General features: G+C 62.8%; 23 protein-coding genes, 1 other RNA gene and 1 pseudogene. 11 read left to right on the forward strand and 14 right to left on the reverse strand.

Annotated features, from left to right (window positions below; translation table 11 throughout):
* Positions 1-8: 8 nt before the first annotated feature.
* Positions 9-509 carry a glycosyltransferase family 2 protein gene (locus tag VRS74_RS07035; RefSeq protein WP_494337521.1) on the reverse strand — a complete coding sequence of 167 codons (501 nt, stop codon included), beginning with the start codon at positions 507-509 and terminating at the stop codon, positions 9-11.
* Positions 506-943 carry a glycosyltransferase gene (locus tag VRS74_RS12675; protein ID WP_494337522.1) on the reverse strand — a complete coding sequence of 146 codons (438 nt, stop codon included), beginning with the start codon at positions 941-943 and terminating at the stop codon, positions 506-508. Before VRS74_RS12675 ends, VRS74_RS07035 begins: the two co-directional genes overlap by 4 nt.
* Before the next feature lie 119 nt (positions 944-1,062).
* Between VRS74_RS12675 and nhaA the strand changes: the two genes are divergently transcribed.
* A complete protein-coding gene (gene nhaA, locus VRS74_RS07040) occupies positions 1,063-2,292 on the forward strand; it encodes a Na+/H+ antiporter NhaA (RefSeq protein ID WP_435521383.1) in 1,230 nt (409 codons plus the stop codon).
* A 56-nt stretch (positions 2,293-2,348) separates the two neighbouring features.
* Here the strand turns inward: nhaA and VRS74_RS07045 are convergent, their stop codons facing one another.
* A complete protein-coding gene (locus tag VRS74_RS07045) occupies positions 2,349-2,786 on the reverse strand; it encodes a VOC family protein (protein ID WP_354144538.1) in 438 nt (145 codons plus the stop codon).
* Positions 2,787-3,017: 231 nt separating this feature from the next.
* Positions 3,018-3,881, reverse strand: a complete 864-nt coding sequence (locus tag VRS74_RS07050; protein WP_354144539.1) for a TorF family putative porin — start codon at positions 3,879-3,881, stop codon at positions 3,018-3,020.
* 268 nt (positions 3,882-4,149) lie between these two features.
* On the opposite strand from VRS74_RS07050, the gene VRS74_RS07055 reads away from it, so the two are divergent.
* Positions 4,150-4,959, forward strand: coding sequence for a metallophosphoesterase family protein (locus tag VRS74_RS07055; RefSeq protein ID WP_354144540.1), 810 nt, complete (start codon positions 4,150-4,152; stop codon positions 4,957-4,959).
* Positions 4,956-6,275 (forward strand): UDP-glucose dehydrogenase family protein, encoded by a 1,320-nt coding sequence (locus VRS74_RS07060; protein WP_354144541.1) that lies wholly within the window; start codon positions 4,956-4,958, stop codon positions 6,273-6,275. The genes VRS74_RS07055 and VRS74_RS07060 overlap by 4 nt, the downstream gene beginning before the upstream one ends.
* A 7-nt stretch (positions 6,276-6,282) precedes the next feature.
* Here the strand turns inward: VRS74_RS07060 and rnpB are convergent.
* The 5 genes from rnpB to VRS74_RS07085 all read right to left on the reverse strand — a co-directional run bounded on the left by rnpB (position 6,283) and on the right by VRS74_RS07085 (position 9,081).
* Positions 6,283-6,703: RNase P RNA component class A (rnpB, locus tag VRS74_RS07065), an RNA gene on the reverse strand.
* A gap of 45 nt (positions 6,704-6,748) precedes the next feature.
* Positions 6,749-7,114 carry a carboxymuconolactone decarboxylase family protein gene (locus VRS74_RS07070; protein WP_354144542.1) on the reverse strand — a complete coding sequence of 122 codons (366 nt, stop codon included), beginning with the start codon at positions 7,112-7,114 and terminating at the stop codon, positions 6,749-6,751.
* Between the two features lie 75 nt (positions 7,115-7,189).
* The gene (locus VRS74_RS07075; protein WP_354144543.1) at positions 7,190-7,894 is read right to left on the reverse strand and encodes an N-acetylmuramoyl-L-alanine amidase; all 705 of its coding nucleotides are present in this window, start codon (positions 7,892-7,894) and stop codon (positions 7,190-7,192) included.
* Between the two features lies 1 nt (position 7,895).
* Positions 7,896-8,555, reverse strand: a complete 660-nt coding sequence (locus tag VRS74_RS07080) for a histidine phosphotransferase family protein (RefSeq protein ID WP_354144544.1) — start codon at positions 8,553-8,555, stop codon at positions 7,896-7,898.
* 130 nt (positions 8,556-8,685) lie between these two features.
* Positions 8,686-9,081: a M67 family metallopeptidase gene (locus VRS74_RS07085; RefSeq protein ID WP_354144545.1), complete on the reverse strand. Its 396-nt coding sequence runs from the start codon at positions 9,079-9,081 to the stop codon at positions 8,686-8,688.
* A gap of 81 nt (positions 9,082-9,162) precedes the next feature.
* On the opposite strand from VRS74_RS07085, the pseudogene VRS74_RS07090 reads away from it, so the two are divergent.
* From VRS74_RS07090 to rpoH, 3 genes and pseudogenes are all read left to right on the forward strand, one after another.
* Positions 9,163-9,306: pseudogene (locus VRS74_RS07090) on the forward strand (GIY-YIG nuclease family protein); the annotation flags it as partial.
* Between the two features lie 159 nt (positions 9,307-9,465).
* Positions 9,466-10,383 (forward strand): RluA family pseudouridine synthase, encoded by a 918-nt coding sequence (locus VRS74_RS07095; RefSeq protein ID WP_354144579.1) that lies wholly within the window; start codon positions 9,466-9,468, stop codon positions 10,381-10,383.
* 123 nt (positions 10,384-10,506) lie between these two features.
* Entirely contained in the window at positions 10,507-11,412 is a 906-nt protein-coding gene (rpoH, locus tag VRS74_RS07100; RefSeq protein ID WP_354144546.1) for an RNA polymerase sigma factor RpoH, read from the forward strand.
* Positions 11,413-11,464: 52 nt separating this feature from the next.
* Here the strand turns inward: rpoH and VRS74_RS07105 are convergent, their stop codons facing one another.
* Both VRS74_RS07105 and VRS74_RS07110 read right to left on the reverse strand, forming a co-directional pair.
* Complete coding sequence (locus tag VRS74_RS07105) at positions 11,465-11,737, reverse strand: DUF4242 domain-containing protein (protein ID WP_354144547.1); 273 nt, start codon at positions 11,735-11,737, stop codon at positions 11,465-11,467.
* Between the two features lie 87 nt (positions 11,738-11,824).
* Entirely contained in the window at positions 11,825-13,159 is a 1,335-nt protein-coding gene (locus tag VRS74_RS07110; protein WP_354144548.1) for an amidohydrolase, read from the reverse strand.
* A 112-nt stretch (positions 13,160-13,271) separates the two neighbouring features.
* On the opposite strand from VRS74_RS07110, the gene mtgA reads away from it, so the two are divergent.
* The 4 genes from mtgA to VRS74_RS07130 all read left to right on the forward strand — a co-directional run bounded on the left by mtgA (position 13,272) and on the right by VRS74_RS07130 (position 16,389).
* On the forward strand, positions 13,272-14,015 hold the full coding sequence (gene mtgA / locus VRS74_RS07115; RefSeq protein WP_354144549.1) for a monofunctional biosynthetic peptidoglycan transglycosylase: 744 nt from the start codon (positions 13,272-13,274) through the stop codon (positions 14,013-14,015).
* Between the two features lie 5 nt (positions 14,016-14,020).
* The gene (locus tag VRS74_RS07120) at positions 14,021-15,001 is read left to right on the forward strand and encodes a cation diffusion facilitator family transporter (protein ID WP_354144550.1); all 981 of its coding nucleotides are present in this window, start codon (positions 14,021-14,023) and stop codon (positions 14,999-15,001) included.
* 10 nt (positions 15,002-15,011) lie between these two features.
* Positions 15,012-15,506, forward strand: a complete 495-nt coding sequence (locus VRS74_RS07125; protein WP_354144551.1) for a GFA family protein — start codon at positions 15,012-15,014, stop codon at positions 15,504-15,506.
* A gap of 109 nt (positions 15,507-15,615) precedes the next feature.
* The gene (locus VRS74_RS07130; RefSeq protein WP_354144552.1) at positions 15,616-16,389 is read left to right on the forward strand and encodes an SDR family NAD(P)-dependent oxidoreductase; all 774 of its coding nucleotides are present in this window, start codon (positions 15,616-15,618) and stop codon (positions 16,387-16,389) included.
* Between the two features lie 30 nt (positions 16,390-16,419).
* Here the strand turns inward: VRS74_RS07130 and VRS74_RS07135 are convergent, their stop codons facing one another.
* From VRS74_RS07135 to VRS74_RS07145, 3 genes are all read right to left on the reverse strand, one after another.
* Complete coding sequence (locus tag VRS74_RS07135) at positions 16,420-17,112, reverse strand: aspartate/glutamate racemase family protein (RefSeq protein WP_354144553.1); 693 nt, start codon at positions 17,110-17,112, stop codon at positions 16,420-16,422.
* A gap of 87 nt (positions 17,113-17,199) precedes the next feature.
* Positions 17,200-18,468, reverse strand: coding sequence for an ATP-dependent Clp protease ATP-binding subunit ClpX (gene clpX, locus VRS74_RS07140; RefSeq protein ID WP_354144554.1), 1,269 nt, complete (start codon positions 18,466-18,468; stop codon positions 17,200-17,202).
* A gap of 170 nt (positions 18,469-18,638) precedes the next feature.
* The gene (locus VRS74_RS07145; RefSeq protein WP_354144555.1) at positions 18,639-19,343 is read right to left on the reverse strand and encodes an ATP-dependent Clp protease proteolytic subunit; all 705 of its coding nucleotides are present in this window, start codon (positions 19,341-19,343) and stop codon (positions 18,639-18,641) included.
* 133 nt (positions 19,344-19,476) lie between these two features.
* Between VRS74_RS07145 and VRS74_RS07150 the strand changes: the two genes are divergently transcribed.
* Complete coding sequence (locus tag VRS74_RS07150) at positions 19,477-20,985, forward strand: amidase (protein ID WP_354144556.1); 1,509 nt, start codon at positions 19,477-19,479, stop codon at positions 20,983-20,985.
* Positions 20,986-20,992 lie beyond the last annotated feature (7 nt).

Below are 20,992 nucleotides of genomic sequence, written 5' to 3' on the forward strand. Positions count from 1 at the left end.
CTCCATCCCTACCGGTCCCAGCCCTGGAAGGCGATCCCGTGAATCCAGCGCGTCTTCTGCCGTACAACATGATCGAGCCACGCCGGGAAATAGGCACGCGTCGCGACCAACTCGCCGTTGGTGTGACGCGCGCGGACAAAGCGACAACGCCCGCCCTGGTCGGCGATCCGCAGGCCGAGTTCGTAATCCTCGGTAAGCGATTCCGTTTCGAAGGGATTCGTGCCGCCACGCGCTGCGGCAAGGCGAGCGAGTGCCGTTCGTGAAACGGCGCATCCGACGCCCGCCGCCGGCAATGCCGCACCAAGGGCATCGCGCACGACCAGCCCCTTGCCATGCGCTTCAGCGAATTCCTCGCAATAGTGGCTACCGATCCAGCGGCTGTTCGGCTGAGGGAGCGGCAGCACCGGCAATTGCACGAAGTCGGATGTTGCGACGGCGCGATCCAGCAGGCGTAGCGCGGCCGGATCGACCATGTCTTCCGCATCGTGGAACACGACCATCCGCGTCATCTTGCCGCAGCGCGCTTCGTCGGCACATAACGCCCCGTAGAGGCGATTGAGGCAATCGGCCTTCGTGCTTGCCCCGCCCTGTCGTGGATCACCAGCCTGAGGCGGGGATCGCCGGGGGCCGCCGCCATCACCGCCTGGATCGTTTCGGGATCGTTGCGGTAGCAGCCGACATAGATCGGCACCTCAGCCTGCGGCCATGCGCGCAATGCATGTGCAATGGTATATCCGATCACTTCAGATTCCAGCCAGGCAGGAATGAAGATCGCTGCGGGTCCGTCCAGCGGCTCGGAAGCGAGACTCTCGCTATCGGCTTTCTCAGCCTTGGCCCGGCCGGTTAGCCGCAGCCATATCCAGCACAAATCAACGCCGAAATCATCGAGCGCGCCGAGCCGGAAGAAAATCCCAGCAAAAAGAAGCAGCTCGTGCTGGAACAAAACCAGCAGCTGCTACGTAGACAGTGCCAACACGGGCAAGGCGACCCCCTTCCCTTGTGATGCCAAGACTAGTCGGAACGATCTCCCCTTGCAACGGCGAAGAAATTCCTAAAAAGGCCATGAACATCATGACCAATTCAAATCCCCTCCGTTCGATTTTCGCCCCTGTGCGTGCGCTGTTTGTAAGCGACGCTTCGGCAGGCGTGCTGTTGATTCTCGTCGCCGCTGCGGCAATGCTGGCCGCCAATTCTCCGCTCGCCGCCGAATACCGCAACCTGTTCTACGGCGACCTGGCATGGACCCCGATTGCCAAGCTCGATGATCTGCATCTGTGGATCAACGATGGCCTGATGGCGATCTTCTTCTTCGTCGTCGGGCTGGAAGTTAAGCGCGAGCTTATTTCGGGCCAGTTGGCCGATCCGATGAAGCGGCGCCTGCCTGTGCTGGCGGCCGGGGCCGGCATGTTCGTTCCCGCCGCCGTCTACATGCTGGTGTCGGGCGGCGGGCAATATACCAGTGGCTGGGCGATCCCGGCGGCTACGGATATTGCCTTTGCCATGGGTGTGCTGGGCCTACTGGGCAACCGCGTACCCGCTTCGCTCCGCCTGTTCCTGCTGACCGTGGCGATCGTGGACGACATTGGCGCGGTGCTGGTGATCGCGCTGTTCTACACTCCGTCGATCAAGACCGCATGGCTTCTCGCATCGGTTGTTGTGTTTGGCCTGATGGTGGTGCTCAATCGGGCCCGCGTCAGCAGCCTTTGGCCCTATATCCTGATGGCGTTGGTGCTGTGGTATTGCGTACTCAATACCGGCATCCATGCGACCATTGCAGGCGTCGTCGCCGCTCTGACGATCCCGATGCAGCGCCGCGACGGGAACTCCATGCTCGAAAAGCTGGAGCATGGCCTGGCCCCATGGAGCGCCTATCTGGTGGTTCCGGTGTTCGGCTTCGCCAATGCGGGGGTCTCGCTCGATGGTTTGGGGCTTGAGGCCTTGCTCGACCCCCTGCCCTACGCGATTGCGGCCGGCCTGGTGGTCGGCAAGCAGCTGGGCATTTTCACGGCCGTTTGGCTGGCGGTGAAGACCGGGTTCGCCCAGAAGCCGGACCACGCCAGCTGGACCGAGATCTACGGCGTTTCGGTGCTTTGCGGGATCGGCTTCACGATGTCGCTGTTCATCGGTAGCCTTGCCTTCCCCGGTAATGAGCTGCTGATCGACGAAGCGAAAATCGGCATCCTCAGCGGTTCGGCCATCTCTGCGATTTTGGGATATGTCATCTTGCGCATGACCACCCCGCATCCCGAAGAAGAATGCGACGACCATGCGAACGACCCGTCGAGACACTGACGCGAATGCTGAAGCCGGCGCGGAAGAGCCAAGTGGCTTTTCCGCCCGGCCTCGCCTTACCAGCTTCCGGTGTTCTCCATGCTCGCCCAGGGTTCCTGCGGCGGCAAATGCCCTTCCTGCAGCAATTCGACCGAAATCCCGTCAGGTGATTTGACGAAAGCCATATGCCCGTCGCGCGGCGGGCGATGGATCGTGTGGCCGGCGTCCATCAGGCGCTGGCAGGTCTCGTAAATGTCATCCACCCGATAGGCCAAATGGCCGAAATTGCGCCCACCATTGTACTCCTCGGCCGGACTGCCGTCAGCTGGTGGCCAATTATAGGTCAGCTCTACTTCGGCCAACCCTTCCTGCCCGGGAGCGGCAAGGAAAATCAGGGTGAAGCGCCCGGCCTCCACTTCGAAGCGGCGCACTTCTTCGAGGCCGATAAGTTTGAAAAAGGCGACTGTCGCATCCGGATCGCTCACCCGGATCATGCTGTGGAGGTATTTGACCATCGCTTGGCTCTTCCATTCAAAAACGGTCTCTTCAGATTGATGCAGGTTTCACCGCGTCAATCGTCTCGAGCGATAGATGCGACCTTTGGGCCTGAGGCACAACCCCAACGAGAGTTTGCGGGTGGTCGCGAGAAACAATTTCGTTGGAAGATTCCAGGGCTCAAAATGAAAGGGGCGCCGACCAGCTTGGCCAGCGCCCCTTCATTATCGCGTATTAACGCCGATGAGCGATCAGATGCTCGCGCTGAGCGTGAACACAAGTGCATCGTCGGCAAAGTCGTAGTTGCCTGGCAGGATATCGTCCTCAGCGCCAACATAGGCCACGCCGAAGCTGACCGGGCCATAGAGCGGTGTTTCCACGCCGATCGACCAGTCAAATGCCTTCCCGTCATTAGTGAAAGTCAGGAAGCCGTCGGTGTAGCCGACATGTCCCGTTGCCGTGAACGGCGTGCCGGGGACGCCCAGCGACAGATCATAGTAGATATAGAAGTTGTCGGTCCCGCCGAGCGAATCCTGCTTGGGCGCATAAGCGATGCCAAGTGTCGATTCAGCCGGGCCGATTGAAAATCCGACCGAGCCATAGGCTTCAATATAATCGTAATCGCCTGCCCCGGCATTCGGATAGAGATATGCGAGCGCGCCAATATCGAAGCTTACGCCTTCAGTGAGTTCGCCGCTGAAACCGGCGTAAACGTCAAGTTCGGTGTGACCATAGCCGACGGTATCTTCGTCGAGCGACGAGCCCCAGGTGCCGACATAGAAGCCCGAGCTGTGCGTCAGGTCGATGCCGCCTTGGATAGCAATATCGCCGCCCGAAAGGTCGATACCACGGAAGCGGTATTCGCTGGCAAGCGCGACGTTGCCCGAGATCTCGACAGAACTCTCGTCGCCAGCGCGGTTCACTGAGGCATAGTCGACAACAGGAGTGGCTGCTTCAAGGTCAGCCACATCGACAGTTACGTCGGCGGCAGCTTCCACGGCGGCAAGGTCGAATTCGTTTTCTGGTGCCGAGGTTTCGGCGAATGCCGGCGCTGCGGAGAGCGCGAGGCCGGTTGCAAAGCTTGCGGCAACGATGCCGCGAATGGACGTGAGCATGACAACTTCCTTCGTTGTATTGTTGCTTCGTCCCACCTGCGTATCCGATAGGTCGCCTCTATTTGCGGGCAATCTCTTCCGGAGACGCAACATTCGTGCACGTATTTGCTGCAGTGCACAAGGGAAATTGCGCGGAATGCTGCAAAGCTTCAACAGTGTGGATTTTCGGCACCACTCCCGCTGACCCAACACGCGCTTGAGCCTGTTGGTTGCCGTTAAGGCCTGCGTCGCCTAAGGCGTTCGCCTGATCCGGACTGATCCCAGCACCATGATTCTAGCGCCCCTGAACAAGCTGTTCCGCCGCGAGGCCACGCGAACGACGCGCCCCCGCGTGCCGGCAGGCGAACGCTATTACGTGGTCGGCGACATCCATGGGCGATGCGACCTGTTCGATGCCCTGGTTGAGGCGATCGAAGCAGATTGTGCCGATTCCGACTCAGTGGTGACTCATGTCGTCCTGCTCGGCGATCTGATCGACCGCGGGCCTGAAAGCGCCGGTGTAATCAAGCGCGCGCGCAAGTGGCGCAAGAAGCGCCCCGTCCGCATCATCGCGGGCAACCATGAAGAGATGTTTCTCGAGTCTTTCCAGGATGCCGAGGTGCTGCGCCACTTCCTCAAGCATGGGGGTCGCGAGACGATCCTGAGCTATGGCTTGCCGCGCAAGGAATATCGCAAGCTCTCGCTGGAAGAGCTGTTTGAACGCCTCCCAGAGATCGTGCCGCAGGCCGACCGCGAATTCATCGCCGGGTTCGAAGACATGATCGTCGCGGGCGATTATGTGTTCGTTCATGCCGGGATCGACCCGAATTTGCCGCTCGACCAGCAGCGCCGCAGCGACCTTATGTGGATCCGCGAACGCTTCCTGCGGCACCGCGGGCCGCTGCCCAAGGTTGTGGTTCATGGACACACGATCTTCGATGAGGTGGAGGAGAAGCCCCAGCGCATCGGAGTAGATACCGGAGCTTTCCGGACCGGAATTCTCACCGCGCTCGTGCTTGAAGGGGACCAGCGCCGCACCATCCAGGCGGTCGAGAAGGAAGGCCGCATCAAGATCAAGCACAAGGAACTTGCTCAATGAAAATCGCAATGGTGGGATCGGGTTATGTTGGCCTTGTCTCAGGCGCCTGCTTTGCCGATTTCGGCCATGACGTCGTGTGTATCGACAAGGACCAGTCGAAGATCGACCGGCTGCATCAGGGGATCATGCCGATCTATGAGCCGGGGCTCGACGCACTGGTGGAAAACAACGTCAAGGCCGGTCGCCTGAGCTTCACCACCGACGTTGCCGAAGGGATCAGGGGCGCGCAGGCGGTTTTCATCGCGGTCGGCACTCCCAGCCGCCGGGGCGATGGCCATGCCGACCTGTCCTTCGTCTACGCCGTTGCCGAGGAAGTGGGTGCAAGCCTTGCCAATGACGCCGTCGTCGTGACCAAATCGACCGTGCCCGTGGGGACGGGTGACGAGGTCGAACGGATCATCCAGGCCAGCGGAACGCCGCACAAGGTCTCGGTCGTTTCAAATCCAGAGTTCCTGCGCGAAGGCGCGGCGATCGGCGATTTCAAGCGCCCCGACCGCATCGTGATCGGCGCCGAGGACGACTTCGGACGCGACGTGATGCGCGAAGTCTATCGCCCGCTGTTCCTCAACGAGAGCCCGATCCTTTTCGTCAATCGCCGTTCGAGCGAGCTGATCAAATACGCTGCCAACGCGTTCCTCGCGACCAAGATCACCTTCATCAACGAGATGGCTGACCTGTGCGAAAAGGCGGGCGGCAATGTGCAGGACGTGGCGCGCGGGATCGGCATGGATGGCCGCATCGGCTCGAAGTTCCTCAATGCCGGGCCGGGCTATGGCGGATCGTGCTTCCCCAAGGACACGCTGGCCCTGCTCAAGACGGCTGAGGATTACGACAGCCCGGTCCGCATCGTTGAAGCGGTGGTCAAGGTCAACGACAGCCGCAAGCGCGCGATGGGCCGCAAGGTGATCGATGCGCTGGGCGGCACAAAGGCCTCACGCGGCAAGAAGGTCGCTCTACTTGGCCTGACCTTCAAGCCCAACACCGACGACATGCGCGATTCGCCCTCGATCGACATCGCCGAGACGCTGGGCAACGCCGGTGTGAGCATCGCCGCCTATGACCCTGAAGGCATGGAGCAGGCGCGCCCGCTGATGCCCGAAGTGGCGATGTGCGACAGCCCCTATGCCGCGATCGAAGGCGCCGACGCCGTAGTGATCGTGACTGAATGGGATGCCTTCCGCGCGCTCGACCTGGACCGGGTCAAGGCGCTGGCCAAGGCCCCGCTGCTGGTAGACCTCCGGAACATCTACAATCCCGACGACATGCGCACCGCAGGCTTCACTTACCATAGCGTAGGACGGCCTCGAGCCGAATAGCGGAATGTTTGCCAGGGGGCCTGTAAGCCGGGTTCTGTCTTGCGGGCGATACGCTTGCACATCAGCCTCGCAAGGGCAGCCATTCATCTAGGCCATGGATCGCTCCATGGCTCAAGCAGCCAACCCGGGCCTCTCGGGGCGAAACGCCCCTGCCCCGGATCAAGTCCGGGGCGGGAGGCCCCTATTTGGCCTTGCTCCGGGTGGGGTTTGCCATGCGGACCCTGTTGCCAGCGCCCCGGTGCGCTCTTGCCGCACCCTTTCACCCTTGCCTGTGCCCTTTAGGGGCCATCGGCGGTATACTCTCTGTGGCACTTTCCCTCGGCTTCGGCCCGAAAGCCTCGCCGGGCGGGCGTTACCCGCCACCCTTGTTTCGTGGAGCCCGGACTTTCCTCGGTATCTTGCGACAACGCGGCTGCCCGGCCCCCTGGCAATGGCGCATATAGGGATGGCGCAGCGATTAGGGAAGCCTTGAGCTATTCCGCGGCCTTGTCGACATATTGGTCATAGGCCTCAAGTGCCTGCGCGGCATACATCGCCGCCGGTCCAGCTCCCATATAGACCGCCATGCCCATCGTCTCGGCGATCTCTGCCCGGGACGCCCCATGCTTGCGCGCACCTTCGACATGGTAGGCGATGCAGGGGTCGCAGCGCACCGCCACTGCGATCCCCAGAGCGAGCAGCTCCTTGGTCTTGGGATCGAGCGCGCCCGCTTCATGCGCAGCGGCTCCCATTTCGCGGAAAGCCTTCATCACTCCCGGCGCGCCCTTGTGCAGTTCGCGGATCGCGGGGATCAGGTTTGCGGCCATCGCCGGCCAGTCCTTGAATTCGGTATGCGCCATGAGTGCTGCCTCCTGCTTTCGATCCCTGACTAGTTGATCCGCCCCGCCGCCCTCATTGATCGAGGTCAATCTCCCTCACCGCGTCACCCCGCGGTCGCGATCGAGCAGCAGTTGGAACAGGATCGCGCGGAGCTGCCCGTCGATCTCGCCATCGATCCGCTCTGGTCGCCAGCGCCGCTGGAACGCCTCGACCGCCTTGTGGCCGTCGGTGATGTCGTAGCCGAAGCGCTCGAGCGCGAGGTAAAACGCCCCGTCATTGTCGAACGGATCGCCCAATTCGATTCTGGGCCGGGGCAGGCACAGCCCGTATTCGGCCAGCCGGTCCCAAGGGAAGAGTTCGCCCGGGTCGGTCTTGCGCGCCGGCGCCACATCGGAATGGCCCAGCACATTGGCGCGCGGAATGTCATACTGCCGCTGTATGCGGTGGAGCAGCGGGATCAGCGCATCGATCTGCTCTTCGGCAAAGGGGCGATAGCCAAGCGCATGGCCCGGATGGTCGAGCTCGATCCCGATGCTGGCCGAGTTCACATCCTTGTGCCCGCGCCAGAAGGACGCTCCCGCATGCCAGGCGCGCTTCTCTTCAGGCACCAGCCGCGTGACTTCGCCTTCCTCGCTGATGAGGTAATGCGCGGAAACCTGCGCTTCGGGATCGCACAGCCTGTCGAGCGCGGTCTCGACCGGCTTCATTTCCGTATAGTGCAGCACCACCATGCTGATCGGCAGCGCGCGGTCGTTGAAATTGGGAGACAGCCGCTCGCGATGGACCAGCTCATCGTCCATTTCAGCCGATCATCCCGTCGGGCTGGGGGATCACCGCCCCCATCACCAGCGTGCCGTCATCACGCTTGTATTGCAGCCCGCCACGGCATTCCTCGGCAAGGATGGCGATCATATGCGCGGCAGCGGTGCGGCTCGACAATTCGCCCGGTGCGAGATTGCCTTCGAGCGCGCGGCCGATCGTCTCGTCGAAAGCGATCTTGTCCCCGCTGGCCCGCACCACGATCTCGTAATTCCCGTCATGCAGCTCGGCCCCGATGTCCAGCGTGCCGCCGCGGATCAGCGCGTCGAGCGCGATCTGGGCGAGGTTGAGCATCACCTTGACCGCGGGTTTCGGCAGGCTCGATCCGTCGATAGCCCAATTGAGTTCGACCCGCCGGGCTTCCGCCACCAGCGCTTCAATAACGCCCTTGGCTTCCTCGACCGGAACGGCATCGCCAAAGCCGCCCGCCGCGCCGAAAGCGAGGCGGAAGAATTTGAGCTTGCCGGTGCTGATCCGCGCGCTCTGCTCAAGCAATTCGATGCAGCGCGCGCGCATTTCCGGGTCTTTCTCGTCGGCGAGCAGTTCCAGCCCGTTCGACAGCGCACCCACGGGCGAGAGCATGTCGTGGCACAGGCGCGAACACATGAGCGCGGCGAGTTCAGTTGCAGAGGTATTGTTCATTGCTTCACGGCTTTACCTGAATTGGCGCGACACATGCGACACTGTCTAAGTTGAAAAAACCTGCCCCACCACCTGCATCGGCAAGGTGGCTGGGGAAAGGGGCAAGGGATCGCGCAGGCATGTGCAATCCCTAGCTTTCTTCGACGAGGTAGGAAAGCGCCCGGAAGCCATCCGGCGTATCCTGCCAGAACGAGACCTTGTCGGTGCCGACAATGGCCCAGACCCGGCCATCACCTGACGCCATTGCCCGGTCGGTTGCCGAAGGTTCGGCCGCGCCGGTTGGATGCGAATGGTAATAGCCGACCACTTGCGGCCCGCCCGCACGCGCGGCGCGATGGGCATCGATCAGCGCCTGCGGATCGATCTCGAAATGGGTTTCAGGCTCGGGGTGGACATTGGCGGCAGGCCGCGCCTCGGTGAAGCGATTGCCAGTGCCCAACAGGATCCCGCAACATTCCCGCGGGAGAGCGGCCTGTGCCTCCGAAAGCATCCTAGCGAGCACTTGAATTGTCATGATGACATGCATCCGCTGCAAATAACCGTTCGCCCTGAGCTTGTCGAAGGGCCGTCCTTATCTTAGGCCCATTGAATGCCGTTTTGGGCCTATATGCTGCATTGCCGGGGAGGCTCCTTCTACACTGGGCATACTGACGATCTCGAGCTCAGGATCGCCCAGCACCAGGCCGGGGAAATAGCGGGCTACACGAAAGACAGGCTCCCGGTCGAATTGGTATGGTCACAGGAATTCCCCACCCGTCACGAGGCGATGGCGGCTGAGCAACAGGTCAAGGGATGGTCGCGCGCGAAGAAAATGGCCCTGATCCGGGGCGACTGGGAGGCAGTGTCCTTGCACGCCAAAAGTAAGAACGGTGCTTCGACAAGCTCAGCACGAACGGAGGTTGTTGAGGGCGTGATCCTCTCCCCCGGCCGCCTCGACAAGGCGCTGGCCGAGGCAAGCGGGCTGTCGCGCGAACGCATCAAGGCATTGATCGCGGAAGGCATGGTGGCAATCGGGGGCAAGCCCGCCACCAGCGCCAGCGCCAAGGTTGCGGCCGATGCCGCCTTCACGATCGAAGTGCCGCCCGCAGCCGAAGCCGCAGCGCGCCCGCAGGATATCCCGCTCGAAGTGGTTTACGAAGACGAACATTTGATCGTGATCGACAAGCCTGCGGGCATGGTGGTGCATCCGGCGGCGGGCAATCCCGACGGAACGCTGGTGAATGCGTTGCTGCATCACTGCCGCGGCCAGCTGTCGGGGATCGGCGGAGTGGCGCGCCCCGGCATCGTCCACCGGATCGACAAGGACACTTCGGGCCTGCTGGTGGTCGCCAAGAGCGACGTTGCGCATGAAGGGCTGGCGCGCCAGTTCAAGGACCATTCGATCGAGCGGCGCTACCTGGCAGTCTGCGCCGGGCACCCTTCCCCGCCGGAAGGCACGATTGCCACGCGAATCGGCCGTTCCGATGCGAACCGCAAGAAAATGGCCGTGCTCGACAAGAATTCCTCGCGCGGCAAACGCGCGGTTACGCACTATAAGGTAATAAGAAAGCTCGGCTCTGCCGCCTTGATCGAATGCCGGCTGGAAACGGGGCGAACTCACCAGGTGCGCGTTCACTGTGCGTCAATCGGCCATGCGCTATTGGGAGATCCGTTATATGGACGCACTCCATCCGAATTGCGGTCGATTCTCAAAGACTTGGGCTTCAACCGGCAGGCTTTGCATGCGGCATCGCTCGGTTTCGAACACCCGGTGAGCGGCAAATGGCTGGAATTTACCTCGGAATTGCCCGCCGACATGCGGGAACTGATCGGCCAAACCGCTCGTTAAAATCGATGAATCGCACTGCAAAACTCGACAGATGCGTCTATATGTAACCGTGTGGCCCTCACCAGCGGACGCCCATCAGGGGTCCGGCACCGAAGGGTCGACGCAAGAAAGGTTAGGGAAGAAGTGAGCACTAAGAAGAACCCAACGGTTCCGGCATTGAGCGGTGAGCAGAGCCTCAACCGCTATCTCTCCGAGATCAAGAAATTCCCCGTACTCACGGCCGAGCAGGAATACATGCTCGCCAAGCGCTACCAGGAACATGACGATCCCGAAGCGGCTGCACAGCTGGTGACCAGCCACCTGCGGCTCGTGGCCAAGATCGCGATGGGCTATCGCGGCTATGGCCTGCCCGTCAGCGACCTCATTTCCGAAGGGAATGTGGGCCTGATGCAGGGTGTGAAGAAATTTGAGCCCGATCGCGGCTTCCGCCTGGCAACCTATGCCATGTGGTGGATCAAGGCGAGCATGCAGGAATTCATCCTGCGTAGCTGGAGCCTCGTGAAGATGGGCACCACCGCCGCGCAGAAGAAGCTGTTCTTCAACCTGCGCCGGATGAAGAAGAACCTCGACGCCTACGAGGACACCGACCTGCATCCTGACGATGTCGCGAAGATCGCGGCCGATCTCGGCGTGCCCGAGCAGGAAGTGATCAACATGAACCGGCGGATGATGATGGGCGGCGACGGTTCGCTCAACACGCCGATGCGCCATGGCGAGGAAGGTTCGGGAGAGTGGCAGGACTGGCTGACCGACGACCGCCCGCTGCAGGATGAGCTCGTAGCCGATGCCGAAGAAGCCGACATGCGCCACGAAATGCTGTCCGAAGCGATGGGTGCGCTCAACGAGCGCGAACGGCACATCCTGACCGAGCGCCGGTTGACCGAGAACCCGCAGACGCTCGAAGAGCTCTCGCAGCAATACAACGTCAGCCGCGAACGCATCCGCCAGATCGAAGTGCGCGCTTTCGAAAAGTTGCAGAAGGCAATGCAGCGCATCGCCGGCGAGCGGCTGCTTCCGGGCATCGCCTGACAGTTACCGAAACGACGAAAAAGGGGCGGTTCTCCGCCCCTTTTTTGTGCCGCTATTCGGCAGTCGTCGGGTCGATGATCGTCCGCACTTCGGATACCGAATTGGCCGGAAAGCCCGCAGTCACAGCATGTTGGCGGATCTGGTCCGCATTGTCCGCGCGATAGATGCAATAGATCTTGTCATCGGTGACATAGGAATGGACCCATTGGATCCCGGGGCCCATGTCGCGCAGCACGCTGCAGGATTGCTGCGAGGCACCCTTCAGATCATCCGGCGATAGCGATCCCGCGCCCGGCATGTCACGCTCGATCACGAATTGCGGCATAGAAAATCTCCCGTTTCGCGACCCGGGTGAGCTCTTACTCCCCCCAGCGCGAGTCGGTCGAACGGATTCTTGCAGAAGCCGGAATCGTTATTTGGCGGGCGCGAGGTCCAGCACTGCCGCGATCATCGCGCGTGTGCCAACCGTCACCGATTCGCGCGGCGAGATCTTGAACAGCGGCGAGTGGTGCGAGGGCACCGGCGGGCCGCCATTGGCTGCTGCTTTGAAGGCTTCAGCCGGGGTGCCGCCCACCGCGAAGTAATATCCCGGAACGCCCAAGTCCTCTGTCACGAAGAAGGCGAAGTCTTCCGCGCCCATGCCCGTCTGCTTGAAATCGGGCACCGATTCCTCGCCAAAGGTCCGCTTCATCGCCGCGTTGAGCCGCCGCGCCAGCGCCGGGTCGTTATTGGTCACCGGCGTGCCTTCGCTCACCGTCACCTTGGGCAGCATGTCTTCAGGAAGACCGTGCGCACGCCCGATATTGACCGCGATCCGCTCGATCGAGGCGAGCGTGGCGGCCCGCACCTTCTCGTCATTGGCGCGCACCGTCAGCTGCAGGTCCGCCCGGTCCGAAATGATGTTGTGCTTGGTGCCCGAATGGAATGCGCCCACCGTCACCACCACCGGGTCGAGCGGCATGGTTTCGCGGCTGGCGATTGATTGCAGCGCGGTAACGATCTGCGATGCGATGTAGACCGGATCGCGCCCCGCATGCGGGCTGGCGCCATGCGCGCCGATGCCCGGCACCACGATGTCGACCGAATCCGCGCTCGAATACTGGATCCCTTCGGATGCGGAGACCATTCCGGTCGGCAGTTCCGAAGACACGTGGAAGGCAACCGCATAGTCGGGCTTGCCGAAGCGCTCATAAAGCCCGTCCTCGACCATCGCCCTCGCCCCGCCCACGCGCTCTTCGGCGGGCTGGACCACGAACATCAGCGTTCCGCTCCACTTGTCCTTCATCGCCATCAGGCGGCGCGCGGTGCCGACCATCGAGGTAATGTGCACGTCATGGCCGCAGGCATGCATCACGGGGTATTCGACCCCGTCCTGCCCCACCTGGGTTGCCTTCGAGGCATAGGGCAGCCCGGATTTCTCGGGCACTGGCAAGCCGTCCATATCCGCGCGCAGCAGGATCAGCGGCCCGTCGCCATTCTTCAGCATGCCCACCACGCCGGTGCCGCCCACCCCTTCGGTCACTTCCAGGCCGGCGGCGCGGAGTTCCGCCGCCATTCGGGCTGCGGTCTTCGTCTCGAGGAAGGACAACTCGGGGTTGAGGTGGAAATGAACGAACAGCTCGTCGAGATATCCGTCGTAATCCGCATTCACGGCGGCCGCGATTGCATCGTCATTGGCCATTGCGGGGGTGCCCGCCCAAGCTGCGCCCAATGCAGCAGCCAGCATCGCCTTGCGGATCAGTTTCATCGAGTCTCTCCTGAATTCGACCTCGGCGCATTCCAAGCAGCTTCGCACCTTGCGCGCAAGCGCACATGTATGACGATTGCGCAGCCGCCGCAGCGCGATTAATCGACAAAGCATGCGCACTGCATTTCTTCCCGCCATCCGCGAGGGATTCGCCAATCTCAGGCGCGCGCCCGGGCGCACGCTCCTTCGCTGGCTGGCCAAGGGGATCGTGGGATTCGTCGCGATCAGCCTGGCACTGGTGCTGATCTACAAATGGGTGCCGGTGCCGATCACCGCGACGATGCTGCTGGACGAAAAGGTGTGGGAGGAAGGCGGGCTTACCAAGGACTGGGAATCGCTCGACAATATCGACCGCAACCTGGTCACCGCGGTGATCGCGGCCGAAGACGGCAAGTTCTGCAGCCATAACGGGTTCGACACCGAAGCGATCGCCAAGGCGGCGGCGCGCAACCTGCAGGGCGGGCGCATCCGCGGCGGATCGACCATCACTCAGCAAACCGCCAAGAACGTGTTCCTGTGGCAAGGCGGCGGTTATTTCCGCAAGGGGATGGAAGCCTGGTTCGCTTTCCTGATCGAACAGGCCTGGGGCAAGCGGCGCATCATGGAAGTCTATCTCAATGTCGCAGAGACCGGCATCGCCACCTATGGCGCGGAGGCCGGTTCGCAGCGATATTTCGGCCATTCGGCGGCACGGATGACGCGGAGCGAGGCCGCCCGCATGGCCGCCGCGCTGCCGCTCCCCAAAAAGCGCCCGGTGGTCAATCCCGGCGGCTTCACAAGGCGTTATGGCAACATGATTGCAGCGCGCATGGGCGTTGTGAGGCGTGACGGGCTCGATTCCTGCGTCTACGACTGACTTCAATGGGCGGGACTCACTCACATAGCCATCGTCACGATCATGCGCATGGCCATCACCATGGAGGCCATCACCATGGCCATCACCACCATGGCGGCCATAGCCATGCGCCCGCGGACTTCGGCCGCGCGTTCCTGGTCGGGGTCGTGCTCAACACCGCTTTCGTCATCGTGGAGGCGACATACGGCATCCTTTCGGGCTCGATGGCGCTGGTCGCCGATGCCGGGCACAATCTTTCCGACGTATTGGCGCTGATCCTGGCATGGGCGGCGAGCGTGGCGGCGAAGAGGCCGCCCTCCCCCCGCTTCACCTATGGCTTCAAGAGTTCGACGATCCTCGCGGCTCTGGCAAACGCCATGTTGCTGGCGATCGCGATCGGCGCGATCCTGTTCGAGACGATCCATCGCCTGTTCAACCCGGCCCCGGTGGAGGGGATGACCATGGTGGTCGTGGCGGGCATCGGTATCGCGATCAACACCGCCACTGCGCTGATGTTCATGCGCGGTCGCAAGCATGATCTGAATATTCGCGGCGCCTTCCTGCACATGGCGGCCGATGCGCTGGTCTCGCTTGGCGTAGTGGTGGCCGGGCTGGCGATCCTCCTGACGGACCAATTGTGGATCGATCCGGTTACCAGCCTGCTGATCGTGGCGGTGATCGGCTGGGGCACATGGGGGTTGGCGAAGGACAGCATCAAGCTGGGCCTGCACGCCGTGCCCGAACAGATCGACGAGGAAGCGGTGCGCAGCCATATGGCGGCGCTCCCCGGCGTCAGCGCCGTACACGATCTGCACATCTGGCCGATGTCGACCACCGAGACCGCGCTCACCGCGCATCTGGTCATGCCCGGTGGGCATCCCGGCGACGCCTTCCTGCAATCGCTTGCGGACGCGCTGGAGCAACGTTTCGGCATCGTGCATGTCACCGTCCAGGTCGCGAGCGTGCGGCTGGCGGGCTGTTGCAAGGCAGCGGGAGAACACGAGTAGGAGAGAGGCCATGGCAGTGAGTGAACGCGAGGGTGCCTGCGCATGCGGCGCCGTGCGCTATCGGATCGAAGGCGATCCGATCTTCGTCAACAATTGCCATTGCCGCCAATGCCAGCAGCAGACCGGTTCGACCTCGGTCGTCAACGCTTTCTTCGAAAGCGACCGCATCACGCTGCTTTCAGGCGAGCTGACCGAGCATGTGGTTACAGCCGGCAGCGGCGGGCCGCATATCATCTGCCGTTGCAGCGAGTGCGGCACAGCATTGTGGAGCCATTATCCGCGCCTCGGAAGGATCGGAGCGGGGCTGCGCGTCGGAACGCTCGACGATAGCCGCGACATCAGGCCGGATGCGGCGGTGTGGGTCGCAGAACGCATGCCCTGGGTTGCCCTGCCTGAAGGCATCCCGCACTTCGACGCCTATTACGATTTCCGCGAGCTTCTCGCGCTCGACAAGATCGCGCGGATGGATGCCCTGATCGAGCGGCGCAAGGCGGGCGAAGGCTAGCCATCACCACTCGGGCGAGGGCCGCACGCCCGCCATTGCGCGGCCGACGCTTCGACCCTAGCCTACGCTATCCCGGCGGATCCGCCGGACGGGTTTGGGAGGGGATAGCATGGCAGGCAGTTTCGATGGCAAGGTCGCGATAGTCACCGGCGCAAGCAGCGGGATCGGGCTGGCAACCGCCAGGCTTCTCGCTGAACTCGGAGCAGCCGTCGTGCTGGCAGCTCGCCGGGGCGACGACATTGCCGAACATGCCGAAGCGATCCGCGCGGCCGGGGGACAGGCCAGCCACATCAGGACCGACGTATCGGATTCCGCAGATGTGCAGGCGATGGTCGATCATGCGGTCGAAACTTTCGGGCGGCTCGACATCGCCGTGAACAACGCGGGCATCGAAGGGCATATCTCGATGCTCACGGACATGCCCGACGACAATTGGGATCGCGTCACCGGCATCAATCTGCGCGGCAATTTCCTGTGCCTGAAATATGAGGCCCGCGCGATGCTGAAGGCCGGAAACGGCGGCGCGATCGTGAATGTCGGTTCGGTCAACTCCTTCCTGGGATCGCCGGGAGCTACCGCCTATGCCGCGTCCAAGCATGGCCAGCTTGGCCTCACGACCTCCGCTTCGGCCGAGCTCGCGCCGCAGGGCATTCGCGTCAACATCGTCTGCCCCGGACTGGTCAAGACGCCGATGCACCAGCGCATTCGCGACACGATCGGCGATGCGGCGATCGACCAGGGCATGATCACGCGCGTTCACCAGCACCGCGCGGGCGAGCCCGAGGAAATCGCCCGGGCCATCGCTTTCCTCTGCTCCGACGAAGCGAGCTACATCACCGGGGCCACGCTGACCCCTGACGGCGGGTTGATGTTGACGACCTGAGCCCCGCTCAGGCGCAATCACTCGTTCAATTCAGGCGAGCGCCTGCTCCACCGCCGCGAGCGCGTGCAATTGGGTGGTGTCGAACAGCGGCACGGCGCTGTCTTCCTCGCGCACCAGCAGCATGATCTCGGTGCAGCCGAGGATCACGCCTTGCGCTCCGCGTTCGACGAGGCGAGCGATCACATCCCGATAGGCCGCGCGCGAGCTTTCGGTGACGATGCCCGCCACCAGTTCATCATAGATCACCCGGTGGACCGTTGCGCGGTCCTCCGCCGCGGGAACCAGCACTTCGAGCCCGTGCTCGCGTTCGAGCCGCCCGCGATAGAAGTCCTGCTCCATGGTGAAAGCGGTGCCGAGCAGCCCGACCTTCGCGATCCCCTGCGCCCTGATCGCTTCCCCGGTCGGATCGACGATGTGCAGGAAAGGCAGGCCGCTTGCCGCCGTGATCCGGTCGGCCAGCTTGTGCATGGTGTTGGTGCAGAGCAGGATCAGTTCCGCCCCTCCTGCTTCAAGCCGGCTCGCGCTGTCAGCCATCATGTCGCCCAGCGCATCCCATTCGCCGGCATGCTGGAGCCGTTCGACTTCGCCGAAATCAACCGAATCCATCAGCACCTTGGCGCTGTGCGGGGCGCCCAACCGGTCGCGCACCGCGCGGTTGATGATCGCGTAATATTGCGCCGAGCTTTCCCAGCTCATTCCGCCGATCAGGCCGATGGTTTTCAATCCGGCAGTTCCCTCAAAGCAAACGGGGCCCCCGAAGGAGCCCCGCAATCAGATTATCGTGTCATCGCGAGAGGAGGCAGTGACCGCTCAGGCCGCCTCTTCCTTCTTGCCGCTCTTGCCCTGCATCACGCGGACAGGCTCCTTGCGGCCTTCGACCACATCCTTGTCGATCACGATCTCGGTCACGCCATCCATGTCGGGCAGGTCGAACATCGTGTCGAGCAGGATGCCTTCGACGATCGAGCGCAGCCCGCGCGCGCCGGTCTTACGCTTGATCGCGCGTTCGGCGATCGCCTGCAGCGCTTCCTCAGTGAAGGTCAGCTCGACATCCTCAAGCTCGAACAGCTTGCGGTACTGCTTGACCAGCGCGTTCTTGGGCTCCTTGAGGATCTGGACCAGCGCATCGACATCGAGGTCGTGCAGCGTGGCGATCACCGGCAGGCGGCCGACGAATTCGGGGATCAGGCCGAATTTGAGCAAATCTTCCGGCTCGCTCTTCTCGAGCAGTTCGCCCACGCGGCGCTTTTCCGGATCGGCGACATGCGCGCCGAAGCCGATCGAGCGCTTCTGCAAGCGGTCGGCAATGATCTTGTCAAGGCCCGCGAAGGCGCCACCGCAGATGAACAGGATGTTGGTCGTGTCGACCTGCAGGAATTCCTGCTGCGGATGCTTGCGGCCACCCTGCGGCGGAACCGAGGCGGTCGTGCCTTCCATCAGCTTGAGCAGCGCTTGCTGCACGCCTTCGCCCGACACGTCGCGCGTGATCGACGGATTTTCCGCCTTGCGCGTGATCTTGTCGATCTCGTCGATGTAGACGATGCCGTGCTGCGCCTTCTCGACATTGTAGTCGGAAGCCTGGAGCAGCTTGAGGATGATGTTCTCGACGTCTTCACCCACGTAACCCGCTTCGGTCAGCGTAGTGGCGTCGGCCATGGTGAAGGGCACGTCGAACGTGCGCGCCAACGTCTGCGCCAGCAGCGTCTTGCCCGAACCGGTCGGGCCGACGAGCAGGATGTTCGACTTCGCCAGCTCGACATCGTTGCCCTTGCCGCTGTGCTTGAGCCGCTTGTAGTGGTTGTGCACCGCGACCGAGAGCACGCGCTTCGCGCGGTCCTGCCCGATCACATAATCATTGAGCGTGTCGAAGATATCCTTCGGCGTAGGGACTTCGCCTTCCTTGCGCCCGGCGATCCCCGCCTTGGTCTCTTCGCGGATGATGTCGTTGCACAGTTCCACGCATTCATCGCAGATGAATACGGTGGGCCCTGCGATGAGTTTGCGTACTTCGTGCTGCGACTTGCCGCAGAAGCTGCAGTACAGGCTGCTCTTGCTGTCAGTTCCGCTCAATTTGGTCATTTCCTAGGATTCCTGGATCCCCAATATATGGAGATTCGGACAATCTATACCCGCATAATGATGAATCAACCTATAGCGCACGCTTTTGCGGCCCTGCGTGGCGCCAACCGGGGCACCGGGCGCGGATCGTGGCGCCGGTGTCCCGCAAAGAGGCGAAAAGCCCGGAATTCTTACTCCGGAGCGCCACCCGAGCCTTCGGCTTCGCTCGAACCTTCGCCTTCGGGGCGGCTTTCGAAGACCTTGTCGACGATCCCGAACTTGAGCGCTTCATCGGCCTCAAGGAAGGTATCGCGATCCATCGCCTTTTCGATATCGGTCAGGCTCTTGCCGGTATACTTCACGTAAAGGCCGTTCATCCGCTCGCGAATGCGCAGGATTTCGCGCGCCTGGATCTCGATGTCGGACGCCATGCCGCGGGCGCCGCCCGAAGGCTGGTGCACCATGATCCGCGCATTGGGCAGCGCGATGCGCATGCCCGGCTCGCCCGCCGCCAGCAGGAAGCTGCCCATGCTGGCAGCCTGGCCGATGCACACGGTCGAAACGCGCGGCTTGATGTATTGCATGGTGTCGTGGATCGCCATGCCGGCAGTCACCACGCCGCCCGGCGAGTTGATGTACATGCTGATCGGCTTCGAAGGATTCTCGCTTTCGAGGAACAGCAGCTGGGCCACGATCAGCGAAGCCATGTTGTCTTCCACCTGGCCGGTCACGAACACGATGCGTTCGCGCAGCAGGCGGCTGAAGATGTCGAAGCTGCGCTCGCCGCGGCTGGTCTGCTCGACCACCACCGGCACCAGCGCCCCGGTCAGGGGATCGCGGGTGAACTGGCCCTGGGCGCCATAGGTTTCGCCGGAATTGCCGAGCAGGTCGATCATCGATTCTTCCTCATAGAATTGCGTGATCGCCTATGTCGGGCCGCGCGGCGCGATGTTCAAGGGCATTAACCCTTGCCCTGCCCAAATGCATGTGGATGCTTGCATTGGATGCGCATGGTGGCAGTGTGCGCCAATGCAGACATACGCCGCGCTGATCGCACTCGCCCTCGCTTCTGTCCCTGTCGCCGCGCAGGATGCGGCACCGCCTCCGGGAAGCCCCAACATCGCCGAACGCCATGCGCTCGAACGCTACCAGCGTATCCTCGAACTGGACGATGGAGAAAACGGGCTCAACGCCGTCATCGCGCTCAACCCCGACGCCGGGCGCGAAGCCGGTGAAGCCTTCGATGCCGGAACTTCGCTCGGCGGGCGCACAGTGCTGGTGAAAGACAATGTCGAAACGCGCGAATTGCCGACCACCGCCGGTTCGCTGGCGTTGAAGGACAATCAGACCGGCCGCGATGCCCCCATGATCGCGCGGCTGCGCGCCGCTGGCGGCGTAGTGCTGGGCAAGACCAACCTTTCCGAGTGGGCCAATATCCGCGACAATGATTCAACCAGTGGCTGGAGCGCAGTGGGCGGCCTCACGCGCAACCCGCATGCGATCGACCGCAACGCCTGCGGATCGTCCTCGGGCAGCGGGGCTGCCGTTGCGGCAGGCTTTGCCTGGGCGGCCATCGGCACCGAAACCAACGGTTCGATCACCTGCCCTGCCAGCGTGAACGGCGTTGTGGGCTTCAAGCCCACCGTCGGCATGGTCAGTCGCACCCATGTGGTGCCGATCAGCGCGACACAGGACACGGCCGGGCCTATGGCGCGCAGCGTATTTGCCGCCGCCCAGCTGCTCGGCGCGATCGCCGGAAGCGACCCCGCAGACCCGGCAACCGCAGATGCGGATCGTTACGCGACCGATTTCACCGCGGGCCTTGCCGACTATTCGCTCAAGGGCGTGCGGGTCGGCGTGATGCGCAACCAGATCGGTCGCCGCCCCGGCGTGACCGCTTTGTTCGAACAGGCCTTGCGCGATCTCGAGGCAGCGGGCGCGGAACTGGTCGATGTCGAATACAGCTATCCCGAGGGCTTCTGGGGCCGCTCGCTGACCGTGCTGCTTTTCGAATTGCAGCGCGACATGAATGCCTATCTCGCAACACTCGATGACCCGGCGATGCCCGACACGCTGGCAGACCTTGTCGCATTCAACCGCGCGCATGCGGATCAGGAACTGCGCTGGTTCGGGCAGGACCTGTTCGAGCAGGCGCTGGGAACGACCGACGAGGCGGCCTATCGCGAAGCGCTCGAAGCCAATCTCAAGGCAACCCGCGAAGATGGTATCGACCGCCTGATGGCCGAACACCGGGTAAGCTTCCTGGTCGCGCCGACCACCGGGCCGGCCTGGTCGACCGATCTGGTCAATGGCGACAATTTCGGCGGCGGAATAGGCGCAGGCTCGCTCCCGGCGATCGCGGGCTATCCGCACCTCACAGTGCCGATGGGCGCTGTGGAGCGGCTGCCGGTGGGCTTCAGCATCTTTGCCGGCAAGTGGCAGGACCACGAAGTGCTGAAAGCGGGCGCCGCATACGAAAGGGCGCGGACAGCACAGCTGCCCACGCCCTCGTTCAAGCCCTGGCGCCCGGCGGACTGACCGCCCG

Source organism: Altererythrobacter litoralis (genome assembly GCF_036324225.1).
In the GTDB taxonomy this organism is placed as follows: Bacteria; Pseudomonadota; Alphaproteobacteria; order Sphingomonadales; family Sphingomonadaceae; genus Erythrobacter; species Erythrobacter litoralis_A.